This window comes from Streptomyces sp. NPDC001351 (assembly GCF_042896045.1).
In the GTDB taxonomy this organism is placed as follows: domain Bacteria; phylum Actinomycetota; class Actinomycetes; order Streptomycetales; family Streptomycetaceae; genus Streptomyces.
In genome coordinates, this window is record NZ_JBIAWS010000012.1 from 248,714 (window position 1) to 271,443 (window position 22,730).

General features: G+C 71.4%; 26 protein-coding genes and 2 pseudogenes. 10 read left to right on the forward strand and 18 right to left on the reverse strand.

Going from position 1 to position 22,730, the window contains the following annotated elements:
• Positions 1-4 precede the first annotated feature (4 nt).
• Positions 5-766, reverse strand: a complete 762-nt coding sequence (locus ACFY1U_RS37155) for a hypothetical protein (protein ID WP_390698446.1) — start codon at positions 764-766, stop codon at positions 5-7.
• Between the two features lie 105 nt (positions 767-871).
• Between ACFY1U_RS37155 and ACFY1U_RS37160 the strand changes: the two genes are divergently transcribed.
• Positions 872-1,993 (forward strand): CapA family protein, encoded by a 1,122-nt coding sequence (locus ACFY1U_RS37160; RefSeq protein WP_390698447.1) that lies wholly within the window; start codon positions 872-874, stop codon positions 1,991-1,993.
• Positions 1,990-2,616 carry an MBL fold metallo-hydrolase gene (locus ACFY1U_RS37165; RefSeq protein ID WP_390698448.1) on the forward strand — a complete coding sequence of 209 codons (627 nt, stop codon included), beginning with the start codon at positions 1,990-1,992 and terminating at the stop codon, positions 2,614-2,616. Before ACFY1U_RS37160 ends, ACFY1U_RS37165 begins: the two co-directional genes overlap by 4 nt.
• Positions 2,617-2,618: 2 nt before the next feature.
• On the opposite strand, the gene ACFY1U_RS37170 is transcribed toward ACFY1U_RS37165, so the two are convergent.
• The 4 genes from ACFY1U_RS37170 to ACFY1U_RS37185 form a co-directional block, all read right to left on the reverse strand.
• Positions 2,619-3,044: a CBS domain-containing protein gene (locus ACFY1U_RS37170; RefSeq protein ID WP_390698449.1), complete on the reverse strand. Its 426-nt coding sequence runs from the start codon at positions 3,042-3,044 to the stop codon at positions 2,619-2,621.
• A 107-nt stretch (positions 3,045-3,151) separates the two neighbouring features.
• Entirely contained in the window at positions 3,152-4,840 is a 1,689-nt protein-coding gene (gene murJ, locus ACFY1U_RS37175) for a murein biosynthesis integral membrane protein MurJ (protein WP_390698450.1), read from the reverse strand.
• 17 nt (positions 4,841-4,857) lie between these two features.
• A complete protein-coding gene (locus ACFY1U_RS37180) occupies positions 4,858-5,127 on the reverse strand; it encodes a hypothetical protein (protein WP_390698451.1) in 270 nt (89 codons plus the stop codon).
• A gap of 52 nt (positions 5,128-5,179) precedes the next feature.
• Complete coding sequence (locus ACFY1U_RS37185; protein ID WP_390698452.1) at positions 5,180-6,460, reverse strand: multidrug effflux MFS transporter; 1,281 nt, start codon at positions 6,458-6,460, stop codon at positions 5,180-5,182.
• 82 nt (positions 6,461-6,542) lie between these two features.
• Between ACFY1U_RS37185 and ACFY1U_RS37190 the strand changes: the two genes are divergently transcribed.
• Positions 6,543-7,046 (forward strand): MarR family winged helix-turn-helix transcriptional regulator, encoded by a 504-nt coding sequence (locus ACFY1U_RS37190; protein ID WP_390698453.1) that lies wholly within the window; start codon positions 6,543-6,545, stop codon positions 7,044-7,046.
• Between the two features lie 304 nt (positions 7,047-7,350).
• Positions 7,351-7,695 carry a hypothetical protein gene (locus tag ACFY1U_RS37195; RefSeq protein WP_390698454.1) on the forward strand — a complete coding sequence of 115 codons (345 nt, stop codon included), beginning with the start codon at positions 7,351-7,353 and terminating at the stop codon, positions 7,693-7,695.
• Between the two features lie 3 nt (positions 7,696-7,698).
• Here the strand turns inward: ACFY1U_RS37195 and ACFY1U_RS37200 are convergent, their stop codons facing one another.
• Together ACFY1U_RS37200 and ACFY1U_RS37205 are read right to left on the reverse strand one after the other, a co-directional pair.
• Entirely contained in the window at positions 7,699-8,205 is a 507-nt protein-coding gene (locus tag ACFY1U_RS37200; protein WP_344400994.1) for a MarR family winged helix-turn-helix transcriptional regulator, read from the reverse strand.
• Between the two features lie 9 nt (positions 8,206-8,214).
• Positions 8,215-9,579 (reverse strand): acyltransferase, encoded by a 1,365-nt coding sequence (locus ACFY1U_RS37205; protein WP_390698455.1) that lies wholly within the window; start codon positions 9,577-9,579, stop codon positions 8,215-8,217.
• 331 nt (positions 9,580-9,910) lie between these two features.
• On the opposite strand from ACFY1U_RS37205, the gene ACFY1U_RS37210 reads away from it, so the two are divergent.
• Positions 9,911-10,351, forward strand: coding sequence for an ATP-binding protein (locus ACFY1U_RS37210; protein WP_390698478.1), 441 nt, complete (start codon positions 9,911-9,913; stop codon positions 10,349-10,351).
• Between the two features lie 13 nt (positions 10,352-10,364).
• Here ACFY1U_RS37210 and ACFY1U_RS37215 read toward each other — a convergent pair whose 3' ends face one another.
• Both ACFY1U_RS37215 and ACFY1U_RS37220 read right to left on the reverse strand, forming a co-directional pair.
• On the reverse strand, positions 10,365-10,955 hold the full coding sequence (locus tag ACFY1U_RS37215; protein WP_390698456.1) for a PadR family transcriptional regulator: 591 nt from the start codon (positions 10,953-10,955) through the stop codon (positions 10,365-10,367).
• Positions 10,956-10,979: 24 nt separating this feature from the next.
• A complete protein-coding gene (locus tag ACFY1U_RS37220) occupies positions 10,980-11,642 on the reverse strand; it encodes a TetR/AcrR family transcriptional regulator (RefSeq protein WP_390698457.1) in 663 nt (220 codons plus the stop codon).
• A gap of 72 nt (positions 11,643-11,714) precedes the next feature.
• On the opposite strand from ACFY1U_RS37220, the gene ACFY1U_RS37225 reads away from it, so the two are divergent.
• Together ACFY1U_RS37225 and ACFY1U_RS37230 are read left to right on the forward strand one after the other, a co-directional pair.
• Entirely contained in the window at positions 11,715-11,951 is a 237-nt protein-coding gene (locus ACFY1U_RS37225; RefSeq protein WP_390698458.1) for a hypothetical protein, read from the forward strand.
• On the forward strand, positions 11,948-12,109 hold the full coding sequence (locus tag ACFY1U_RS37230) for a hypothetical protein (protein ID WP_390698459.1): 162 nt from the start codon (positions 11,948-11,950) through the stop codon (positions 12,107-12,109). Before ACFY1U_RS37225 ends, ACFY1U_RS37230 begins: the two co-directional genes overlap by 4 nt.
• A gap of 30 nt (positions 12,110-12,139) precedes the next feature.
• Here ACFY1U_RS37230 and ACFY1U_RS37235 read toward each other — a convergent pair whose 3' ends face one another.
• The gene (locus tag ACFY1U_RS37235; protein WP_390698460.1) at positions 12,140-12,937 is read right to left on the reverse strand and encodes an SGNH/GDSL hydrolase family protein; all 798 of its coding nucleotides are present in this window, start codon (positions 12,935-12,937) and stop codon (positions 12,140-12,142) included.
• A 134-nt stretch (positions 12,938-13,071) separates the two neighbouring features.
• On the opposite strand from ACFY1U_RS37235, the gene ACFY1U_RS37240 reads away from it, so the two are divergent.
• The gene (locus ACFY1U_RS37240) at positions 13,072-14,019 is read left to right on the forward strand and encodes an alpha/beta fold hydrolase (RefSeq protein ID WP_390698479.1); all 948 of its coding nucleotides are present in this window, start codon (positions 13,072-13,074) and stop codon (positions 14,017-14,019) included.
• A gap of 12 nt (positions 14,020-14,031) precedes the next feature.
• Here ACFY1U_RS37240 and ACFY1U_RS37245 read toward each other — a convergent pair whose 3' ends face one another.
• The 5 genes and pseudogenes from ACFY1U_RS37245 to ACFY1U_RS37265 form a co-directional block, all read right to left on the reverse strand.
• Entirely contained in the window at positions 14,032-14,811 is a 780-nt protein-coding gene (locus tag ACFY1U_RS37245; protein WP_390698461.1) for an SDR family NAD(P)-dependent oxidoreductase, read from the reverse strand.
• 47 nt (positions 14,812-14,858) lie between these two features.
• Entirely contained in the window at positions 14,859-15,965 is a 1,107-nt protein-coding gene (locus ACFY1U_RS37250; RefSeq protein WP_390698462.1) for an NAD(P)/FAD-dependent oxidoreductase, read from the reverse strand.
• A gap of 175 nt (positions 15,966-16,140) precedes the next feature.
• Positions 16,141-16,269: pseudogene (locus ACFY1U_RS37255) on the reverse strand (DNA-binding response regulator); the annotation flags it as partial.
• A gap of 223 nt (positions 16,270-16,492) precedes the next feature.
• On the reverse strand, positions 16,493-16,732 hold the full coding sequence (locus ACFY1U_RS37260) for a hypothetical protein (RefSeq protein ID WP_390698463.1): 240 nt from the start codon (positions 16,730-16,732) through the stop codon (positions 16,493-16,495).
• Positions 16,733-16,769: 37 nt separating this feature from the next.
• Positions 16,770-17,684 carry a LysR family transcriptional regulator gene (locus tag ACFY1U_RS37265; RefSeq protein WP_390698464.1) on the reverse strand — a complete coding sequence of 305 codons (915 nt, stop codon included), beginning with the start codon at positions 17,682-17,684 and terminating at the stop codon, positions 16,770-16,772.
• 155 nt (positions 17,685-17,839) lie between these two features.
• Between ACFY1U_RS37265 and ACFY1U_RS37270 the strand changes: the two genes are divergently transcribed.
• Positions 17,840-20,146 carry an FdhF/YdeP family oxidoreductase gene (locus ACFY1U_RS37270; protein ID WP_390698465.1) on the forward strand — a complete coding sequence of 769 codons (2,307 nt, stop codon included), beginning with the start codon at positions 17,840-17,842 and terminating at the stop codon, positions 20,144-20,146.
• A gap of 349 nt (positions 20,147-20,495) precedes the next feature.
• Here ACFY1U_RS37270 and ACFY1U_RS37275 read toward each other — a convergent pair whose 3' ends face one another.
• Positions 20,496-20,846 (reverse strand): metalloregulator ArsR/SmtB family transcription factor, encoded by a 351-nt coding sequence (locus tag ACFY1U_RS37275; RefSeq protein WP_099933171.1) that lies wholly within the window; start codon positions 20,844-20,846, stop codon positions 20,496-20,498.
• Positions 20,847-21,076: 230 nt separating this feature from the next.
• Here ACFY1U_RS37275 and ACFY1U_RS37280 point away from each other — a divergent pair, with 230 nt between their 5' ends.
• Positions 21,077-21,871, forward strand: coding sequence for a 2-phosphosulfolactate phosphatase (locus ACFY1U_RS37280; RefSeq protein ID WP_390698466.1), 795 nt, complete (start codon positions 21,077-21,079; stop codon positions 21,869-21,871).
• A gap of 244 nt (positions 21,872-22,115) precedes the next feature.
• Here ACFY1U_RS37280 and ACFY1U_RS37285 read toward each other — a convergent pair whose 3' ends face one another.
• Together ACFY1U_RS37285 and ACFY1U_RS37290 are read right to left on the reverse strand one after the other, a co-directional pair.
• Positions 22,116-22,544 carry an ATP-binding protein gene (locus tag ACFY1U_RS37285; RefSeq protein WP_390698467.1) on the reverse strand — a complete coding sequence of 143 codons (429 nt, stop codon included), beginning with the start codon at positions 22,542-22,544 and terminating at the stop codon, positions 22,116-22,118.
• Positions 22,545-22,730, reverse strand: a pseudogene (locus tag ACFY1U_RS37290) (sodium-independent anion transporter); the annotation flags it as partial. It abuts the gene before it with no gap.

Genomic DNA, 22,730 nt, shown 5'->3' on the forward strand with positions numbered 1-22,730 from the left:
CGCGTCACCGGTCCCGCAGCCGCACGAGGTGGTACAGCACCGGCATCACCGTTGTGCGGTTCTCCTTCAGCGTGGGCTGCAGGAAGCGGTAGAAGCTCGGCTTGGTGAACTGGCGCAGGGCGACGGCCGCCAGACCCAGGTTCCAGTGGGCGTGACCGACGAAGCAGTAGTCGGAGGTCGTGCCGTCGAGGGGCTGCAGCAGCAGCGAGTTGTCGAGGCCGGTCTCCGCGGCGTACCAGCCCGCGAGGTGCTCCCACAGTTCCGCGATGAGCTCGGGGTCGTCACCGACGAAATAGCTGAACTGGAAGAGGCCTTCCTGGCTGCGGCCCACCTCGGCGACGCACTTGCCGCAGCGGGCCGCCATCACATGGACGTCGGCGGCGGCCTGCTCCAGCCGACCGCGCAGACGGCGGTAGGCGGCGCTGTCCTGCACCTGGTCGATGTCCTGCGGTGTCCTGGTCTCGACGAGGACGACGACGTCGTAGCGGGCCGGGTGCACGGTGTCCGAGGGGTGCATACCGACGGTGGGTTCCACGGCGGCGGCCCGGTACACGCTCGCCCGTTTCACCTCGACCAGGCTGGCCAGGTCCTCCGCCTCGGCCCGCAGCAGATCGAGCAGGTGCGTCTTGCCACGGCTGTGGCCGGGTCTGCCGATCCCGCCCGGAGGTTCCACCGCGGCGGCGATGTGAAGGTAGCCGGACGGCGGCGGCTCGGTGAGGCGCGCCGGAGCGAACTTGGGGCGTGGGTGAACGAGGGTGACGCTCATGGGATTCTCCCGCGGTGCGGTGCGGTCCCTGGTCGTCCTTGCACCTACCCGAAGCGCACCGGCTCACGCTCGCCCCGTCCGGGTGGCCGCCACTACCGTGGGGACATGGGCGGCGGCGCGGTGACGCTGTTCCTGTGCGGTGATGTGATGCTCGGGCGCGGCGTCGATCAGATCCTGGCGCACCCCGGCGAGCCGGAACTGCGGGAGGAATACGTCGGGGACGCCCGCTCCTATGTCCGGTTGGCGGAGTCGGTGAACGGCCCGATCCCTGCCCCGGTCGCCCCCTCCTGGCCGTGGGGCGAGGCGCTCCGGCTGCTCGAACAGGCCGCCCCGGACGTCAGGATCGTGAATCTGGAGACGTCCGTGACACGCAGCGGCACTTTCGCGCCCGACAAGCTGATCCACTACCGCATGCACCCGGCCAACCTGCCCGCGCTCACGGTGGCCGCCCCGGACGTCTGCGTCCTCGCCAACAATCACGTGCTGGACTTCGGCCGCGAGGGCCTGGCGGAGACGCTGGACGCGCTCGGCCACGCGGGCCTGCGGGCGGTGGGAGCGGGAGGCAGCGCCGAGGAGGCGTACGCACCCGTCGCGGTGCCGGTCCCGGGCGGGGGCCGGGTGCTCGTGTTCGCCCTCGGGACATGCTCCAGTGGTGTTCCGCCCGGTTGGGCGGCCACGTCCGGCCGGTCCGGGGTCGCCTGTCTGCCCGAGGTGTCGTCGGCCGCGGCCGACGAGGTGGTTCGACGGGTACGGAAGGAAAAGCGTGCGGGCGACCTCGTGGTCGTGTCCGTGCACTGGGGCTCGAACTGGGGCTACCGGGTGCCCCGCGAGCACGTCCGCTTCGCCCGCGCCCTGGTGGACGGCGGTGTCGACGTGGTCCACGGGCACTCCTCGCACCACCCCCGCCGGATCGAGGTCCACCGCGACCGGCTGATCCTGTACGGCTGCGGCGACTTCATCGACGACTACGAGGGCATCGGCGGCTGGGAGGAGTACCGCGACGACCTGCGGATCGCGTACCTCGTCACGGTCGCGGCGGACACGGGGCGCCTGACCGGCCTGCGCATGGTGCCCCTGCAGGCCCGCCGCATGCGGCTCGAGCCCGCCTCGGACGCGGACCGCGGCTGGCTGCGCGCCACCCTGAACGGCATCAGCGCGCCCGTACACATGACCCTGGATCCCGACGGCACGCTCACGCTGACGCACCAACCCCTGGCCGGCTCATGAACCGATGGCTGCGCCTGACGCTGCTCGGCGTGGGCGCGATGAACTCGCCCCGCTTCGCCCCCGCCGGGCTGCTGCTGCGCTGCCGTGGCCACCGCGTCGCCTTCGACGGCGGTCCCGGCGCCGAACCACCTCCGGGACCTCTGGACGCCTGGCTGGTCACCGACGAGCAGGCCGAACTCCGCTCGGCACTCCGCCGCAGTGCGAGCGCCCGCGGCGTCCGGATCCGGGCCGGTGACCTGCAGGTGGGCGAGCTACGGCTGCGGTGCCTGCCGGTGGTGCACACCTCGCATCCCACGTACGGCTACCGCATCGAGACGGGCGGGCCGGTGGTCGTGTGGGCGCCGGAGTTCTGGGAGTTCCCGGCCTGGGCCGCGGGCGCGGACCTGATGTTCGCCGAGGCGGCCGCCTGGGGGCGCCCGATCCGGTTCCGTGGTGGCGTCGGCGGCCACGCCACCGTGCAGTCCGTGGCCGAACAGTCCGTACGACAGGGGGTGGGGCGGCTGGTCTTCGCCCACATCGGCCGACCGGGCATCCGGGCCATCGCCGCCGGGCAAAAGCCCACGGTGGGTGAGTGGGGTGTCGAGGGGCGCACGTACTCCTTGCGGTTCGGCGAGGAGCATTGAGGTCAGCGGTTCGGGGCCGACCTGCTGATGTCCGTCAGGGCGGTGTGCGGGTCCTCGGTGCCGGCGAGGTCACCGATGCTGACGATGCCGACCGGGCAGCCGCCGCGCTCGACGACCGGGAGGCGGCGGACGGCGTACGTGCGCATCAGCTCGATGGCGCGGTCGGTCGTGTCGTCCGGCGTCAGGGTCACCACGGGCGGTGGCGTGCACACCGAGCCGACGGTCGTGACGGCGGGGTCACGGCCCGCTGCGAGCGCCCGGACCACGATGTCCCGGTCGGTGAGCACACCGAACAGGTCGCAGTCGTAGGCGACCAGCACATCGCCGACGTCCTGCTCCCGCATCAGACGGGCCGCGCGCGCCACCGTGGTCATGGGCTCCACGGCGGCCGCGCCGGGTGACATCACGTCGCGTATCTTCCGGGTCATGGCAGCTCCCAGGTCCTGCATCGGCGAGGTAGTGCTTCCGCCCGCGTAGCCCGCAGCGCAGTCGGTAAACCGGCCATCGGCCATCGCTCAACGCCCCGGTTCGGGCGTCACCGCAGTCCGGGCAGGCTGCGCAGCTCTGTGATCTTCAGGAGACGGGCCAGGACGAGAAACGCCAGCGCCAGTGCGAGCGTTCCCGCGCCGAGGGCGCCCGCGGTGGCCCAGCTGCCGCCGCCCAGGAAGTCGGCGCAGGCGTGTGCGGCGCCCCAGCCGACGGCCGCGGCGAGGGCGGCGGCGGACAGCAGTTTGAGGTAGGTGCGGCGCAGGGCGCCGTCGTCCAGGGGGCCGCCGGTCCTGCGGCGCAGCAGCCGTACCGTAACCGCGAGGCCGACGAGGTACGAGAGGGCGTAGGCGCCGGCCATGCCGGTCACGGCCCAGCGGACGGGCAGCAGCAGATGGCAGGCGGTGGCCAGGGCGATGTTCACCCCGGAGATCCACACGGCCATGAAGAACGGGGTGCGGGTGTCCTCGAAGGCGTAGAAGCCGCGCAGCAGCAGGTACTGCGCGGAGAAGGGGATCAGGCCCAGAGCGAAGGCCTGCAGCATGTGCCCACCCGGCTGTGCTGCGGCGGCGTCGGACGCACCGTGGGCGAACATCAGCGTGGCGATCCGGGGACCCAGCGCGAGGAAGAGGAAGGCGGTGGGCACGATGACGACGCCGCTGACGCGCAGCGCCCGCGACAGGTCGGCACGCAGGTCCGCGATACGGCCCTCGGCGGCGGCCCTGCTCATCCGCGGCAGCAGCGCGGTCACCAGGGACACCGTGACGATGGACTGGGGCAGCATCCAGATGGTCTGCGCGTACATGTAGTTGGAGTAGCCCACGCCGGCCTTCCGCAGCTGCGCGTCGGCGGCGTTGGCGTAGTTGGTGATCACCGCCAGGGAGACCTGGTTGGCGAGGACGAACAGCAGCGTCCACTTCGCCGCGTGGATCCCGGAGCCCAGGCCGGTGCCGCGCCAGTCGAACCGGGGACGGAAGCGGAATCCGGCGGCCCGCGCGAACGGGATCAGCGCCAGGGCCTGTACGGCGATGCCGGCGGTGGTCCCGATGCCCAGGATCCGCACCTGGGTCGCGGTGATGTCCTCGACCCGCTCGGGGACGGTCATCAGACCCAGGTAGGCGCCGAACATGCCGATCAGGACGGCGTTGTTGAGGACCGGGGTCCACATCATCGCGCCGAACTTCTCGCGGGCGTTGAGGACTTGGCCGTAGATGCCGAACATTCCGTAGAAGAAGATCTGCGGCAGCAGGAACCGGCCGAAGGTCACCGTGAGCCGGAAGGCCTCGTGCTGGTCCGGGGTGTCCTGGATGTAGATGCCGACGATCTGCGGTGTGGCCCACACGGCGAGTGCGGTGCCCACCCCGAGCACGCACACCACGAGGGTCACCAGGCGCTGCTCGTAGGCCCGGCCGCCGTCCGGATGGGTGGCGCGCGCCCGTACCAGCTGGGGCACCAGTACGGCGTTCAGCGCGCCGCCGATCAGCAGCGTGTACAGGCTGGTCGGCACCGTGTTGGCAGTGTTGTACGTGTCTGCCAGCTGGCTCACGCCCAGCGCCGCGGCCTGCAGCACCTGCCGTATCAGCCCCGTGGCCCGGGACACCACGGTGGCCACCGCCATCAGCATCGACGACCGGGCCGGTCCGCCCGTCGCCGCTTTCCTCCGCCGGGCGGCATGCCGCCCCCGTATTCCTTCGCCCGACGATGTGGCCGGCGCCGCGGGCTGCTCCCCCTGTTTCATGCGGCCAACCTATGCCATCAAGATCCCCGCACTCGCCGGCCGCGTTCGCCGAGCCACTGCGCGCACCGCTTCATCCGCAGCCGATCCTCGGGAAACCAACCCTGCCACGCCTCATCCAGCGACAGCCAGTCCGCGGGCTGCCCCTCCTCCGGCGTCAACTCCGTTCGCCTGTCGACGACTTGGATGTACGTCACACCCAAGGTGGCAGCCCAGTGCACGGCCATGGCCTGCTTGACATCGTGGAGCGCGGCTTCCACGGTGCGTGGCTCGATGCGGTTTCGTGTCATCTGCCGGAGCGTACGACCAGCCACTGGCATCGGTGCCCGTCCTCCATACTCATCAGGCTGCGGCCGGTTCTCCCTCCCCTCGCCAAGGCCGTGCCAGCGCCAGCAGTGCAACTCCCGCCGCCGCCACGGCGATCAGCATGATCAGTGCCATCGGCAGGGAGCTGTTCTCCCCGAACAGGCCGACCAGGGGCGAGGCGAGGGCGCCGAAGAGGAACTGCAGGCCGCCGAGGAGCGCGGAGGCGGCGCCCGGGGTGCGGCGGCCGAGGGTCTGCCCGATGCTCATCGACGCCGGGAAGATCATGCCGATGCCGCTGAGGGTCACGAACAGCGTCACCCAGGTGCCGAGGAGGGTCTCGCCGGCGAGCACCACCAGCAGCACCTGGGTCAGGGCACCGGCCGCGGTCACGCACACGCCCGCCGTGAGCAGTGTGTTCAGCCGTACGCCCCGTCCGACCAGCCGGGAGAACACCGCGCCGGCCATCAGCATCCCGAGGGCATTGCTCGCGAAGATGAGGGAGTACGTCGTCGACGAGACGCCGTGCAGGTTCTCGAAGACGAAGCTGGAGCCGCTGATGTAGGTGAACAGTGCGGCGGAGGCGAGGGCGAGGACCAGGACGTATCCCATGAAGGTGCGGCGGGCGGCCAGCGCCCCCATGGCGCGGAAGGTGCCGGCGAGCCCGCCGCCGTGCCGCCGCTCGGGCGGCAGGGACTCCGGCACGGCCCCCAGCACGGCGAGCACCAGCAGGACCCCCAGCACGGCCAGTGCGGCGAACACCGCGCGCCAGGTGGACACGCTCAGAATGGCCCCGCCGAGCACGGGTGCGGCGACCGGCGCCACGCCCATGATCTGGGACAACACGGCAAAGTAGCGGGGCAGTTCGGGTCCGTGGAAGCGGTCGGTGAGCACGGCCCGGGCCAGCACCGTGCCCGCCGCGCCGGACACACCTTGCAGGAAGCGGGCACCGGTCAGCACGCCGATGTTCGGGGCCGCGGCGCAGACGAGGGAGAGCAGGACGAAACCGGCGAGCCCCGACATCAGCAGTCGGCGGCGCCCGAGTCCGTCGCTGAGCGGCCCGATCAGCAGCTGTCCGACGACGAACCCGGCCAGGAACGCGGTCATGGTCAGCTGCACGGCCGGGCTGCTCGCGCCGAGCGCGTCCCCCATGGCGGGGAAGCCCGGCACGTACATGTCGATGGCGAGCGGGGCGACCGCGGTCAGCGAGCCCAGGACCGCGACCAGGGCGGCGGTGCCACGCCGGGAGGCCGACCGGCGATCGGTTGCGTGCGTGGCTGCGGAACGGAACGGGGACGGGGACGGGGACGGGGGTATCATGAGGATAACGATAACCAATAGTTCACTGGTTAACGAATACCGTCCGAGGACTGAGAATCCGACCATCGACAAGGCGAGCCGCATGCCCTCCTCCCCCGCCTCCCCGGCAGAGATCCGTCTGCGCTGGGCCGAGCACAATCCGGGGCTCGACACCTCACCCATGGAGCTGGTCGGCCTGCTCAAGCACGCCACCGGCCTGCTCGACCGCGCCGTGGAACCCCTCTACGCGGGCGCTCCCCTCACCGCCCCGGAGGTCGACATGCTCATCCCGCTGCGGCACACCACCGGGCCCGTGATCGCCCGGAGTCTGGCCGAGCGCATGGGCCTGTCCCGCGCGGGCGTGAGCAAGACGCTCGGCAAGCTGGAGCGCCGCGGCTTCATCGCCCGCACCCCCAACCCCGCGGACCGCCGCGCCGCCCTGGTCACCATCACCCCGGCCGGCGCTCGGGCCGTCGACGAATTGTTCCCCCGCCAACTCGCCGCCGAAGTGGCGCTGTTGGCGGGTCTGGGCGAGGACCGGGAGTGGGTACTCAAAGCGCTGGGGCGGCTCGTGGAGGTCATGGAGGGCGGGGCAAGCCGCGGCTGAGCAAGCCGTCCCTCCCCTTCCCGTTGCGGGCGTCCCCCGCCTGACGTGTGGGTGTGGATCACCAACAGCAGCCGTCCATACGGCATTTCGACCACTGTCCGTGGCCTGTTCACCCAGGGGGCGACCGAGGAACAGCTGCACCTCCAGCGCAAGCGGCAGCAGTCGGCAGGGCGGGGACAGCCGCATCGGCGAACGGCGTTACCGGCTCACCCGCGGCCCGTTCGCCCAGTTCGGACCGCCGGTGCCGCACCGGAGCAGGTGGTGGGCGCCGCCCTGGAGCACGCCCGCGAATCCCGCCACTTCGATGGGGGCCGGGAGAACGCCTGCCGCGTACTGGACGTCGCCCATTCCCTTGTGGCTGCACACCCGGCAGCCAGGCAACGACGCGGCGGGCGAGGGCTACCGTACGGCCGAGACACGGACCTGGGCCGAGCAGCAGCCGGCCGCGGCCCTGCCCGGCTTGCAGGACGGCGAGGGCTTCGGCTTCGGGCCTACGGGACCCGGCCCGCAGCCCGGCCTCCAGAGCACCGAGATGTGGCCGACCATCATCAGATACCTGGCCGACGTGCTGGACCGCTCCGACGAACTCGGCTTCCGCCCGCGAGGAGTCCACCGCCCGGAGCCGGCCCGCAGCGGCCTGCGGCGCTGAGTCCTACCTGCGCCGCCACGGCAGTACGGCCGGATCGGTCTCGGTGCTCTCGACCCGGTGCAGGGCATCACTGATCGCCTCGCCGATCTCGGCGAACTGCCGTACCTGTTCCGGGGTGAGGGCGTCGAACACGGCTCGGCGCACGGCGTCGACATGGCCCGGGGCAGCCCGTTCCAGCAGGGCACGGCCCTCGTCGGTGAGGACGGCGAGCTGACCGCGGCCGTCGGCGGGGTCCTCGCGGCGGTCGACGAGACCGACTTCCCGCAGCCGGTTCACCGCATGGGTGAGCCGACTGCGGGTGATCTTGAGCCGCTGAGCCAGCTCGGACATGCCGAGGACACCGTCCGGCGTCGAGGAGAGATAGGCGAGCAGGCTGTAGTCGGCATGCGTCATGCCCGCGTCGCGCCTCAGCTGGCGGTTGAGATAGTCGGCGAGCAGCGTGGAGAAGTCGACGTAGGCCAGCCAGGCTCGTCGCTCCTCGGCGTTGAGCCAGCGCGGGGTGGTGGGCATGCGCACAGCCTACCGGACGTGCGTTTGAAACTTCAACCACATTTTGCTCTTCCGGCGCTCCTCGCCCAGCCGGGCGGAGTAGTGCTCGGTGCTGCCGGGCTCCGTCGGCCGCCGGTGGAGCAGGACCAGCGCCGTGCCCAGGGCCAGGCCCAGTGCGGGCAGCGCGGGGAAGCGGCCGTCGTCGGTGAAGCCGCGCGTGGCGAAGCGGCTGAGGGCGGTGGCGCATACGGCCAGGCCCGGCCAGAGCAGCCAGGGGCGGTACGGACTGGCATCCGGGCGGGTTCGCTCGTACCACTGCACCAGGCCGCCCTCCAACGGCCGTACGGCTGACACCACAGCGACCAGGACGACGCCGAGCACCAGCAGCCAGGGCGCTCGCAGCCCCCACCAGACGGCGGATCCGAGGGCGGGTTCGGGCGCGAGGCCGGTGAGGTAGAACGCGGCGGCAACCACCAACACCGGCAGCATGTGCCACAGATACAGCGTCATGCTGACGCTGCCCACCGGGCGCACCACCCGCCACACCCGCTCACGCTCCAGGAGACGCCGCAGCACCGGTGCGGCGAGGAGGCAGGCGCCCACCTGGGCGACCGCCCAGGACAGCATCGCCGCCGACGGCGGGTTGGTGTTGCTGGGCGTCTGCCCGGTGACCAGGATCAGGCTGACGGGGAAGGGGCCGAGCGCGACCAGCGCCGCGAAGGCCAGTGCGCCGCCCGCGGCCATCGCCGCCGGCAGCAGCGGGCGGCGCTCGCTCAGCGGGCCGTCGCGCCAGCAGAAGCCGAGTTGGTAGGCGACGCCCCAGACCAGCACGTAGTTGAGCAGGCCGACGTCGGGTGTGTGCGCCGCGAGCACCACCGTGTCCGCGATCAGGGCGACCGCGCCCATGGCCACGGGGACGGCGAGCCCCCAGCGCCGGTGTGCCGCGCGCAGGACCGGCGTCAGGGCGCTGAGCAGCAGATACACCGGCAGGAACCAGAACTGCATCGCCATGGCCCACCCGACGAGGGCGAGGGTGTCCGGGTCGACGCCGACCGTCGAGCAGACCCCGACGGCAAGCAGGACCAGGCCGCTGTACAGGGCCGTCGGCAGCAGCAGGCGCACCGCCCGTCGCCCCACCCAGCCGGTGGCCGTGCCGCCCGCCGAGCGCGTCCGCGCCCAGGAGCCAGCCGCGGCATGGCCTCCGGCCAGGAAGAACAGCGGCATGATCTGGAAGAGCAGGGTGAGCCACTGGGTCCAGGGCACGGTCGCCAGCAGTTCGGGGGCGGTGAGCTCACCGCCCGGCCCGTGCAGCACGGCGGTGATCAGCCAGTGGCCGAGCACGACCAGGACGATCGCCCACGCCCGCAGGAAGTCGACGTACCGGTCTCGGCTCATGCCTCGCCATGCTGCCGCAGCCGCACCGGCGACACGGCCGGACGTCCGGGCCGCAACCAATCCGTGCCCGGTACGAGATCACCCGGATCCCCAGCTCACCCGTCCGCGGGCCCCTCGCGCGACACGATCGACGCGCCCTCCTCGCCCACCGCCCCGCCCGCTTTCGGCACGGCGCCCGTCTGACCAGACCGGCTACGCAGCAGGCAGTAGGCGACACTCGGCCAGATATGGCCAGATTCAGGCGCCCCTCGTGTGCGCAGTGACATTCATCTGTCACTGTGCGCTTATTCGAGTGTCGAGATCTTTTCGATGTCATTCGGGAGGGATGCGTGTGCTGAGACGTGAGGCGTTCCGGCTTCCCCGTCATCCGGCTTCGGTCGGCTTCGCCCGGTACCGGGTACGGCAGCATCTGGCCAGCTGGGGGCATGCATCGAACGACGAGATGACGGAGAGGGTCGTCCTGCTGGCCTCCGAGCTGGCGGCGAACGTCGTGCGTCACGGGCCCATCCTTGAGCGCGAGTTCGAGTTGGCGGTGACGGCGCGGGCGGACGGCTCGTGTTTCATAGCCGTCTCCGACGACAGCCCGGCGCAGCCGGTGCTGCATGACGTGCCCACCGGCGACGACGAGAAGGGACGCGGCCTGCACCTCGTCGACCAGCTCGCCCAGACCTGGGGGGTACGGCCCCGCGGTCGCCACGGCAAGACGGTGTGGGCCCTGGTGCGCCATCCCCGCCCGCACACCGTCGCCGGCCTGCAGAAGCCGTGCAGGTAGAGCGACTGCCGCGTCAGTCGCCGGACGGTTCGGCGAGTGCCGCGCCGCGCTGTTCGAGCCTCTTCAGGGCCGTCTCGCTCCACTGCAGGTTCGCCTGCTCGAGGGCGATGCCGCCCAGCAGGGTGAGGTAGGGACCGATGCGCTCGGCGGTGGCGAGGTACTCGTCCTCGGTGCGGCCGTCGAGCATGCGTTCCTGCATGCGCCGGTAGCGGGCGAGCTTGGCGTTGGCCCGCTCGAAACGCTCGGCGACCGAGGCGCGTACGGCCTCGAAGTCCCCGACGTCACCGATGTCGACGCACTGGACCTTGACCATCAGCTCGTCCCGCAGGGCCGGCGGCTTGGCCGGGGCCTCGCCGACGTAGTCACGCAGGACGTCCAGGCCGGCCTCCGTGAGCGAGAAGAGCCGCTTGTTGGGCCGGCGCTCCTGCTGGACGACCCGGGCGGAGACAAGGCCCTCGCCCTCCATGCGCTCCAGCTCGCGGTAGAGCTGCTGCGGGGTGGCCATCCAGAAGTTGGCGACAGAGGCCTCGAACCCCTTCGCGAGGTCGTACCCGGACGCCTCACCCTCCAGAAGCGCGGCCATCACCGCGTTGCGCAGAGCCATTGCCCCAATTTAACACCTTGTTGATTAGTCAAAAGGACTACTACGGCGGTGTCGGGCCCGAGTCCCGGCGGCCCTCGACAGGTCGCCGAGGTGGGCATGCAGCACGTCGGTGCAGGCCTGCGGAGTCAGGATCCCGGGATGCAGGACGGCACCCAGGCCGAGGCCGTCCAGCAGCGCCGTCAGCCGCTCGGTCTCGAGGCCGAGGTCAAGGCCCGGGCGCAGGGCGCCTGTTGCGTCGAGGCGGGTGAGCACACGCCGCACCAGCGTTCTGGTGCCTTCGGCGGTCCGGCGCGCCAGGTCGCCGAAGGCCGGGTCGGTGCGGGCGGCGGTGTTGAAGTCCAGGAAGACGGTGACTTCGGCGCGGCGCTGCTCGTCGAGCGGCAGCAACTCGGCCAGGAGACCGGCGGTCAGCCGGAGCTGTTCGGGGTGGGGGTGGCGGCCCAACTCCCCCATGGCCTCCACGCGTTCGAGCAGCCGGCTGCCGACCCGGTCGAGCATGGACTGCATCGCGAAACGCATCAGCTCCTGCTGACTGGCGAAGTAGTGGCGCAGGGAGCCGATGTTGAGCTGAGCCTCGTCCGCGACGGCTCGCAGCGAGGTGCGTTGCAGGCCGTCACGGACGACAACCCGGAAGAGGGCGTCGACGACATGACGACGGCGAGCGTCCGGGTCCACGACTTTGGGCATGGAGCTTTTTTATCACACCCGTGCTACAAAGGATTTATCACAGACGTGATACCAACGGCTGGAGGCAGCTTCGTGGAGACATACCTCAATCTCATGCTCATCAGGTTCGGTGTGATCGTGGGCGGTCTGTTGGTGCTGGCACTGCTGGTCTTCGCCGTCGCCCTGCGACTCAAGCGCCAGGGCAGGCTGGACGAGGTGCGCCGGTACGCGGACCCCGCGGTGCGGGCCGGGCTGCGCGCCGCCTCCCGGCGGCTGGAAGGCGGCGCGCAGGGGGCGTCCTGGTCGCGCCGGCGGGACGGCCGACGATGACCGGCCTGGCGGCGGGCTCGTCGGACGTGCTGCAGCATCTGTTGCTCGACCTCGTGCTCAAGGTCGTCATCGTGGTCGTGGCCCTGGGCGTCCTGGCGCTCGGCATGAGGGCGATCTGGCGGCGCACTCCGCGCCCGCCGCGTCCCCCGCGCCGCTGACGGCGGCTCGGGCCCCGTCCCTCCTACGGCTCAGGAGGGACCGTCGGCGAGCACGGTCACCGGGAGCAGTGCCGGCCGCTTGGCCTGGCGGCCGTCGCCGGAGGAGCGGCCCCGCACCCGCCGTACGATCCAGGGCCCCAAGAAGGCGCCGGCCCAGCGCAGTTCGGCCCCGACGGCCCGCAGGCCGGTGCGGGCCACCGCTTCGGGAGGCAGCGGTCGTGTCCAGCTGTCGTCGCTGCCCGGCAGGTCGAGGGCGTGGGCGACGGCGGCCGCGATGAGGGCGTGGCCGAGCGGGCTCGCGTGCAGCCGGTCGGGGCTCCACATCCGGGGATCGGTCACCGCCGGGTGGGGCCAGGAGTCGGCCACGGCGACGCCGTGCCGTCGGGCCGCCTCGCGGATGCGGGCGTTGAGGGCGAGTACGCGGGGTGCGAGCGGCCGGGCCGAGGGGGCGAGGCGGCCGGGATCGGGGAAGGTGACCGTCGCGACGCGGGCGCCCTGTCCGGTGAGCGCGGCGAACATGGCCTCCAGATGGCCGGCGACCTCGTCCGCGTCGAACCGGGGCCGCAGGACGTCGTTGAGGCCCGCGACGACCGTGGCGAGGTCGGGCCGCAACTGCAGGGCGGGCGCCAGCTGTTCGGCACGCACCTGCCCGGCGAGCCGCCCGCGCACGGCGAGGTTGGCGTACAGCAGGCCCGGGCTCTCCCGCGCGATCTGCTCGGCGAGCCGGTCCGCCCAGCCGCGCAGGCCCCGGACGTCGTCGCCGTCGCCGACGCCTTCGGTCTGGCTGTCACCGACTGCGACGTATCGCAGATATTCACTGCCGGCCACGGACCTACCGCCTTCCGTCGACACCGCACGACCGCCGATTGGCATAGGTGATTAATCCCTTACTCGCATTGTTGACTATATCAGCGGCCGGAGATCACGAAGAACGTAGGCTCGTGCCCATGGTTGAGCATCGGATGGTTGACGTGAACGGCATTCGGCTGCACGTGGCGGAGGAAGGCGAAGGCCCCCTGGTCGTGCTGCTGCACGGCTTCCCCGAGTCCTGGCACTCCTGGCATCACCAGTTCGGTCCGCTGGCCGACGCGGGCTTCCGTGTGGTCGCCCCCGACCAGCGTGGATACGGGCGCAGCGACCGCCCCGCCGAGGTGAGCGCCTACAGCATCCTCCACCTGGTCGGCGACGTCGTCGGGCTGATCCATGCGCTCGGCGAGGAGAAGGCGTTCGTCGTCGGGCACGACTGGGGCGCCCCGGTCGCCTGGCACACCGCGCTGCTGCGGCCGGACGTCGTACGCGGGGTGGTCGGTCTGAGCGTGCCGCCGCCGTTCCGCAGCGCCCGGCCGCCGCTGGTCGTCATGGACGAGAGGTTCGACGGCCGCTTCTACTGGAACTACTTCAGCCAACCCGGCGTCGCGGACGCCGAGTTGGCCCAGGACACCCGCACGAGCCTGCGGAAGATCTTCTACATGGCTTCCGGCGACGCGCCCGGCGCCGGCTCGGGCGAGCAGCCGTTGATCGAACCCGGCCAGGGCTGGCTGACGACCATGGCGGACCCCGGGACCCTGCCGGAGTGGTTCACCGAGGACGACCTCGACGCCCTGACCGAGAGCTTCTCCCAGGGCTTCACCGGGGCGCTGAACTGGTACCGCAACCTCGATCGCAACTGGGAACTGACCGCGCCCTGGCACGGCGCCGTCGTCAGCTCGCCCGCCCTGTACGTGTACGGCGACCGCGACCTGGTCCCCGCCTTTCCCGGCACGCCCGAACTCATCGCGGCCCTGCCGGACCTGATGCCCAACCTGCGCCGCAAACCGGTCGAGTTGGCGGGCTGCGGCCACTGGACGCAGCAGGAGCGTCCCCGCGAGGTGAACGAGGCGCTCATCGGCTTCCTCACCGAACTCGTGTGAACCGTGCCGTGATCAGTGAACGGACAGTCCGCCGTCGACGAAGAGGGCCTGCCCGGTGACGTATGCGGAGGCGCGGCTCGCCAGGAACACCGCCGCACCCGCGAAGTCGTCGGCCAGACCGTTGCGACCGACCATGGTGCGCGCGGCGAGCGCCGCCACCTTCTCGGGGTCGGACGACAGCCGCTCGTTGAGCGGGGTCATCACAAAACCCGGCACGAGTGTGTTGCAGGTGACGCCGTACGGCGACCACGCCTCGGCCTGGGAACGGGCCAGGGACTCCAGCGCCCCCTTGGACACCCCGTAGGCCCCGCTCTGCACAAACGCCCGGTGCGCCTGCTGGGAGGTGACGTGGATGATCCGCCCGAAGCCCCGTTCGGCCATGCCCGGGCCGAAGCGCTGTCCCAGCAGGAAGGGCGCCTCCAGGTTCACCGCCATCGTGGTGTCCCAGACGTCCTCCCCCAACTCCCCCATCGGCGGCCGCAGATTGATCCCGGCACTGTTGACGAGGATGTCGGGCTCCCCGAACACCCCGGCCGCCTTCTCGGCCGCCGCGCGCACCCCGTCGCGGCTGCCCAGGTCGGCGCTGACCGAGGCCGCCCGGCAGCCCTCGGCCGTCAGCTCGTCGACCGTGGCGGCCAGTTCCGCCTCCCTGCGCGCCACGACCACCACGCTCGCCCCGGCCCGCGCGAGGGCCCCGGCGACGGCCCGGCCGATGCCGGAACTGCCGCCGGTCACCACGGCGACGCGGTCGTTGAGCGAGAACAGTTCGGAGAGGTACGTCTGCGAGGTCATGCCCGCACCCTAGACAACCCTTGGACGCGAGAGGGCGGAGCCTGTACTCAGGCTGCGGTGTAGCCGAGTTGGCGCCTCATGTACGGGGTCATGAGGGTCTTCGCCTTGGCCAGCACCGAGGTACGGCCGCCGAGGACCGCGCCCTCGCCGCCCGGCACGGGCAGCAGGGTCAGCCCGTCGGCCGGGCCGAAGGGCACGATGAGCGGGGTGCGGTGGATCGGCCGGTACAGGCGCGGTTCCTTGCGGTGCTTGCCGGAACTGTTCAGGTAGGTGCGGATGTTCCAGGCGGCGAGGTCGGCCTGGGCCAGCGCGGCGGGGGTGATCTTGAGTTCGGTGGCGTCGTTCACGTCGCCGACGGCGAACACGTCCAGCCGTCCCTCGACCCGCAGGGTGCGGTCGACCCTGACATGCCCGGCCGGGTTCAGCCAGTCGCCGTGTCCGCCCAGGCGCAGCCAGAGCGTGTTGGGCGTGGTGCCGGTCGCCCAGAAGGAGAGGTCGGCCTCGATGACCTTGCCGTGCGCGTCGCGATAGGTGCCGAAGTCGTTGCCGGGCGACATGAACGAGTCGAGGCGCACCTCGACGTCGTGGGACTCCAGCCAGGCCCGCGCCCTGCGCCCGACCCGCTCGACACCCGTGGAGTGCAGCAGCGATGGCCCGGAGTGGGCGAGGGTGACCCGGGCGTCCGGCCGGGCCAGGCGTACCTCGGCGGCCAGTTCGACGCCGGAGGGGCCTCCGCCGACGACGAGGACATGCCCGGCCGTGGCGATCTTCTGCTGGTGCCCGGCGAAGGACTTGACCGCTTCGTCGGTGGTGGTGCCGGTGAAGCGGGCCGGTTCGGGGTAGTCGGCTCCCGTGGCGATCACCACCACGTCGTACGGCAGTCTCTCCCCCGTCGCCAGGACGACCTGGCGCTCGGTGGTGTCGATACGGACCGCCTTGCCCACGGCCACCCGGCCGTTGCGCAGCAGTCGGTCGTACGGGATGAAGGGGGTCACCGACCACTCCGGGCGAACTCCGGCGCGCAGCGAGGCGATACGGTGGAAGAAGACCTCCTTGCGGTCCACCAGCGTGACCCGCGCCACCGAGTCCAGTCGCTTCGCCAGCCGTACTCCCGCGTAGCCGCCGCCGATCACCACTACGTCGCCGTCGCGCACAACGCGTCTCCTGTGCCTGTGGGGGGGATGCGAGCGCCGCGATGTGGGGGCTTCCTCGGCCACTCGAAGTGCGAACGAGCGTACCGCTTGAAACTTAAAGCTCTCATGGGGCTTTGTGGGGATCCTGTGAAGCGAACGCGACGGCAACGGCATGGGTGCGGCGCAGGCCCTGTGTTCACGCCACTCGGGGCGAGGGGCGTACCAGGCCGGTCTGGTAGGCGAGGACCACGAGTTGGGCGCGGTCTCGGGCGCTAAGTTCGTTCAGGGCGCGCTGGACGTGGGAGCGGACGGTCAGGACGCTCAGAGTGACCAGCCGGGTCGCGGTGGCTCCGCTGCAGCTCAGGTCGCGGAACTCGGCACCGGACGTGGTGAAAGCGCCGTAGCCGCTGCCCGGTTTCTCCTCCGGAGGCACGACTGATCGCGACGAGGCGGGTGCCGGCGCCCAGGAGTACGGGGACGAGGTCGACGTCGGCGGGCGCCCGGTGGGTGACGACGTAGACCGGCGCGCCGAAGGGGTGCCTGCCGCCTCAGCCCTGCGTGACGTCGAACAGCCGACGGCCGACCACGAGCGCCCCGAAGGCCGCCATCCGTTGCCGCAGGTGCTCCGCGCCGGGCGGCGACAGTCGGAAGGACCAGCGCGGATCTGCGGACGGCACCTCGACGTCCCCGTTGCGGCACCAGCCGAAGAGGTGCTCGAAACCCGTCTCGGCCGGACCGGCGATGAACCCGTCCAGGGACATCGACGCCGAGGTAATGACCTTGCCCATGGGGATCTCTCCCGTCCGGAAAACTCATCAGTCCTGGCTAGTCGGGCAGCCGCTCCAGCGCGGCCGCCACGCCCGCCTGACCGACGGCGTCAATCAGCGCCTGCCCGATCACCGAGACGGGCTCCCGCGCCGGGAGAACCAGGCCGATGCGCTCCGTGCGCACCGGCCGGACCAGGGGAACGGCCTGCATCCCCGCGGGCACGCCGAAGACATGCAGCCAGGCGTGCGGTACGACGCTCGCCCAGTGCCCGGCTCTGACCTGCGCGAACAGCGAGGCGATGGAGTCCGTCTCCACGCGCGGGGTAACCGAGACGCCCGCCGCCTCGAAGGCCGCCTCCAGGACCTGACGCCCCTGCATTCCGGGATGCAGCAGGCACAGCGGGTACTGGGACGCCTCCTCCCAGGAGATCTCGGCCGGGCCCAAGGCGCGGGCGGAGCGCTGGAGCAGCAGGACGTAGCGCTCCAGGTACAGCGGGACGAACTTGAAGCCGTGTTCGACGACGGTGCTGTGGTAGGTCACGGCGGCGTCGAGTTCGTACGTCTGGAGCCGGCTGACGATGTCCACGGACTGCAGGTCCGCGAAGACCTGCACCGTCGCCAGCGGGTTGGCGGCGCAGAACGGCTGAGTCAGGAGGGCGACGGCCGTCGCGGCGGTGGGGACGGTGCCGATGCGCAGCCGTCCGGTCAGCCCGGCCCGCAGTGCCTGGATCTCGCCCTGCATCGCGTCCCGGTCGGCGAGGATGCGCTGCGCCCACAGGACGACACGCTCGCCCTCCGGAGTCAGGCCGTCGAACCTGCGGCCCCGCTGGACCAGAGGGATGCCGAGCTCGTCCTCCAGTTTCCTGATGCCCTCGGACAGGGTCGGCTGGGAGACGTAGCAGGCCTGCGCCGCCTTCGCGAAGTGGCGGGCGCGGGAGAGGGCGACGAGGTATTCGAGTTGACGCAGGAGCACCTTCCCATGATCCCTCGCCCACGGCCGTCGCGCGCCGGTGGCCCCGGACACGCTGCACTGATCGGTGCCGCCTGTCACGCGATAGGAACTTCCGCTTTGACCTGGTCCGACGCGCTGACCAAGAGTGGCGTGCGGATGAGAGGGCGTGGTGTGCGATGCGGGACTTCGAAGAAGACGGGGCGGAAGAGGGCGAGCTGTCGGTCTCGGCTCCCAGGACCTGGGCCACCGGCGCTCCCGCCGTCGTGCACGCGCTCAAGTACGCGCTGGGCCAGACCTCGCCGAAGCGCACCGCGCTGACGCTGCTCGGCATCAACCAGGCGAAGGGCTTCGACTGCCCCGGCTGCGCCTGGCCGGAGCCGGCGCCGGGCGAGCGGCACCGCAACGAGTACTGCGAGAACGGCGCCAAGCACATCAGTGACGAGGCCACCTCCCGGCGGGTGACCGCGGACTTCTTCCGGCAGTACTCGGTGGACGAGCTGAGCCGGAAGTCGGACTACTGGCTCAACCAGCAGGGCCGGCTGACCGAGCCGATGGTGCTGCGCGAGGGCGCGACCCACTACGAGCCGGTCGGCTGGGACGAGGCGCTGGACCTGCTGGCCCGGGAACTGCGCGCCCTGGACCACCCGGACGAGGCGCTGTTCTACACCTCGGGGCGGCTGGCCAACGAGCCGGCCTTCCTGCTGCAGCTGTTCGCCCGGGCCTTCGGCACCAACAACCTGCCGGACTGCTCCAACATGTGCCACGAGTCCAGCGGTTCGGCGCTGAACGAGACCCTGGGCATCGGCAAGGGCAGCGTCGGCCTCGACGACCTCTACAACGCCGACCTGGTCTTCGTCGTGGGACAGAACCCCGGCACCAACCACCCGCGGATGCTGTCCGCGCTGGAGGAGACCAAGCGGCGCGGCGGCAGCGTCATCGCCGTCAATCCGCTGCCCGAGGCGGGACTGCTGCGCTTCAAGCATCCGCAGAAGGCGCGCGGCGTCATCGGCCGCGGCACCGACATCGCCGACCAGTTCCTGCAGATCCGCCCCGGCGGCGACCTGGCCCTGTTCCAGGCGCTGAACCTGCTGCTGCTGGAGGCGGAGGACAAGGAGCCGGGCACCGTCCTGGACCGCGCGTTCATCGACGAGCACACCACCGGCTATGAAGCCTTCGCCGAACAGATCCGCGCCACGTCCTGGGATGGGGTCCTGGACGCCACCGGGCTGACCCGCGACGAGATCGAGCAGGTCCACGCGCGTGTGCTGAACAGCCGCAGTGTCATCGTCTGCTGGGCGATGGGACTGACCCAGCACAAGCACGGCGTGCCCACCATCCGGGAGGTCGTCAACTTCCTTCTGCTGCGCGGCAACATCGGCCGTCCGGGCGCGGGGGTGTGCCCGGTGCGCGGGCACAGCAACGTCCAGGGCGACCGCACGATGGGTATCTGGGAGCGGATGCCGCAGGCGTTCCTGGACCGGCTGGGGCAGGAGTTCAACTTCACCGCGCCGACCGCGCACGGACTGGACTCCGTGGACTCCATCCGGGCCATGCGGGACGGCCGGGCCAAGCTCTTCCTCGGCGTCGCGGGCAACTTCGTGCGGGCCACGCCCGACAGCGACGCCACCGAGCGCGCCATGCGCAACTGCCGTCTGACGGCGCACATTTCGACCAAGCTCAACCGTTCGCACGCGGTGTGCGGACGCACCGCGCTGATCCTTCCGACGCTCGGCCGCAGCGACCGGGACGTTCAGGCGGGCGGCGAGCAGTTCATGACGGTCGAGGACTCCATGAGCGAGGTCCACGCCACCCGCGGCCGGCTCGCCCCCGCGTCCCCGCACCTGCTGAGCGAGGTGTCCATCATCAGCCGTCTCGCCCGCCGGGTGCTGGGCGGCGAACCGGACATCCCCTGGGAGGACTTCGAGGCCGACTACGGCCGCGTCCGCGACCGTATCGCCCAAGTCGTCGACGGATTCCACGACTTCAACAAGCGGGTACGGCGCCCCGGCGGCTTCCGCCTGCCCAACCCGGTCAACTCCCGTGTCTTCCGCACCCCCAGCGGCAAGGCCGTCTTCACGGTCAACGACTTCACGATGCTCCAGGCGCCCAAGGGCCACCTGGTCCTGCAGACCCTGCGCTCGCACGACCAGTGGAACACCATCCCCTACGCGATGGACGACCGTTACCGGGGCATCAAGGGCGGCCGCCGCGTCGTCCTGGTCAACCCGGCCGACCTCGCCGACCTCGGCCTGGCCGATGGCAGCCTCGTCGACCTGGTCAGCATCTGGACCGACGGCTCGGAGCGCCGTGCCGAGGCCTTCCGCGTCGTCGGCTACTCCACTCCCCCGGGTTCGGCCGCCGCGTACTACCCGGAGACCAACGTCCTGGTCCCCCTCGACAGCGTCGCGGACATCAGCAACACCCCGACGTCGAAGAGCGTGATCGTCCGCCTGGAGCGGGCGCCCGAGCGGGCACCGGCATGATCAGCGGATAGCGTCGCCTGGTGAATCTCAACCCGCGGGGTGGTGGTTCGAAGCCGGTCGTCCGTCGTCGCGTAGTTGCCGTGGTCGGCGCTGACGACGGTGAGCACCGCGATGTCGCCGCGCGTCCTGTCGCGCAGGCAGAAGGTGCGGCCGGGCGGAACCCGGCGGAAGTGGATCCAGATGGTGGGATGGCGGGTGGCCTTGGCGGCGCACTGCCCGGCAGTCGGCGCGGTCTCGCCGGGGACGACGTACGCGTCGGTCAGCGGGTGGACTTCGAAGGCGCCGTTGCCGTCGCCTGCGGCGTCCGTGCTGACGCTCCAGGCGGTCTCCGAGCCGCCGAAGACGGTCGCTACGACGGCGGCCTGCCCTCCACCTGTGCGGCCTGCAGGTCGGCGAGCAGCTCGGCCTGCCCCGCCAGCACGCCCGACAGGATCGTACGGGCCACCCGGAGCAGCTCGGCGACGTGCGGGCTGGTCAGCGAGTAGTACACGGTCGAGCCCTCCTTGCGGGTCTTGACCAGGTTCGCGCGCCGCAGCACGGCCAGCTGCTGCGAGAGGTGCGCAGGCTCGATGCCGACCTCGGGCAGCATCTCCGCGACCGCGTGCTCGCGCTCGCTCAGCAGCTCCAGGACCCGGATGCGGGCCGGGTGGCCGAGGGTTTTGAAGAACTCGGCCTTCAGCTGGTACAGCGGTGTACTCACCTGGCCGCCTCCTCCCCCATGCAGCGGCACGACCCCGCCGGCCGAACCTCCGCGCATCGCATCCACCCACTCATCGACAGCATGCGGTCCATCCTCGCGTGCGACACCGCTCAGACCGAATCCGCATCTGAGGAAGGCAACCGCCCGAATCCAGCGGTGACGACCTGAGTAATTGCTAATGTTAGCAATTACTCAGGTCCCGTCACGGCAGACCGACCGGGGAGGGTGCGATGGGTGACTGGGACATGCAGACCGGCACCGGGATCCGCTTCGAGTGGGGATCCGCGGGAGCCGGCCGCCTCGTCGGCGAGGCCGCCTGTCTGGTCACGGTCGACGTCCTGTCGTTCTCCACCACGGTGAGTGTCGCCGTCGAGAAGGGAATCCGCGTTCTGCCCTTCGGGTGGCCCGGCGGCCCCGCGACCGAGGCCCAACAGATCAGCGCCACCAAGGCCGCGGAGGCGTACGCCCGCCGGTGGGACGCCCGGCTCGCCGCGCACCGCGCCACCGTCACTCCTTCAACCCCGTGGTCGCTCTCCCCCGCCCATCTGCGGGCCGCCCCCTTCGTGGCCCGCCTGGTGCTGCCGTCGCCCAACGGCGCAGCCATCTCCGCCGCCACGCCACCCGGCGTGCAGGTGGTCGCCGCCTGTCTCCGCAACATCACCGCGGTCAGCAGATGGCTCATCTCCCATGGCTACGGCAGTCCCGAGCACCCCGTCGCAGTGATCGCCGCGGGTGAGCGGTGGCCGGACGGGAGCCTGCGCCCGGCCCTTGAGGACCTGCTGGGCGCCGGATCCCTCATCTGCGAGCTGCGCTCCCAGGGGGCGGGCCCGCTCTCCACGGAAGCCGCCGCCGCGAAGGCGAGCTACGAAAGCACCGCCGACATCGTGCACGCGGTCGCCACCAGCGCCTCCGGCCGCCGGCTGGCCGCCATGGGGTTCGTCGCCGATGTGGCCATCGCCACCGAGGACGACGTCTGCACGCTCGTGCCCGTCCGGGACGGCGACGGCGCCTTCACGCCGGGCTGATCCGGGGCGGTCGCTCGCCTGCCTGGTCTCCGGTCGGCCGCCCGTTGATGCCACCCGCTGCGCCCCTCCACCGGCGCCGTGTGGGCCGCGCCGGGCGGCGTGCGCGGCGGCCAGGTCGGCATGGACCGCGATCGGCGGGCAGTCCCCGGCGGGGACGAGCGACCCGTCGGCGGGAATGGTGGCCGGCCCCAGGCCGCGGCCCGCCTCGGCGAGGCGGCGGGCGCCCGGTGATCGCCCAGGCCGTTCAGAGGGGAAGCGTGATCCAGATGCTCTTGCCACCGCCGTCCGCATCAGCCCGGACCACTGCGGTGCCGCCCAGGGCCAGAACGAGCTCCCTGACGATGGCCAGGCCGCCGGCGCCGGTGACGGTGTCCGTGGCGTACAGCGCCGGCTGGTAGGGATGGCGGTCGTGGACGGCGAAGGCCAGGCAGTCCGGACCCGCCGCATAGATCACGGTCACCGTCGGGGAGAGAACGGCGGCGTGCCGGACGCTGTTGGTGACCAGCTCGGCAAGGATCAGCAGGGCCGGGTCCACCGCCGGGTGCCGCACACCGATGCCCCACTCGACCAGCGCCTGTTCGGCCGTCTCACGGGCCAACCGTACGGCCGAGGGTTCGGTGGGCAGGGTGAGCACGTGCCGGTAGGGCAAGGCCTCGAGCCCTCTGGACGTCACTCACGCCTCCGCGCGGACGACGGGCAGGACTCCGGCCGCCTCCAGATGCTCGCGGGCGGCGCGGATCGCCTCGGGGGTGGTGGCGTACTCCCGCCCCTCGTGCCGTAGCGGCTCCAGCGCGCCGACCGAGTCGAGGACCTGGCGCTGGCCGGCGCGGATCCCGGAGGCGAGGACGACGATGCCACG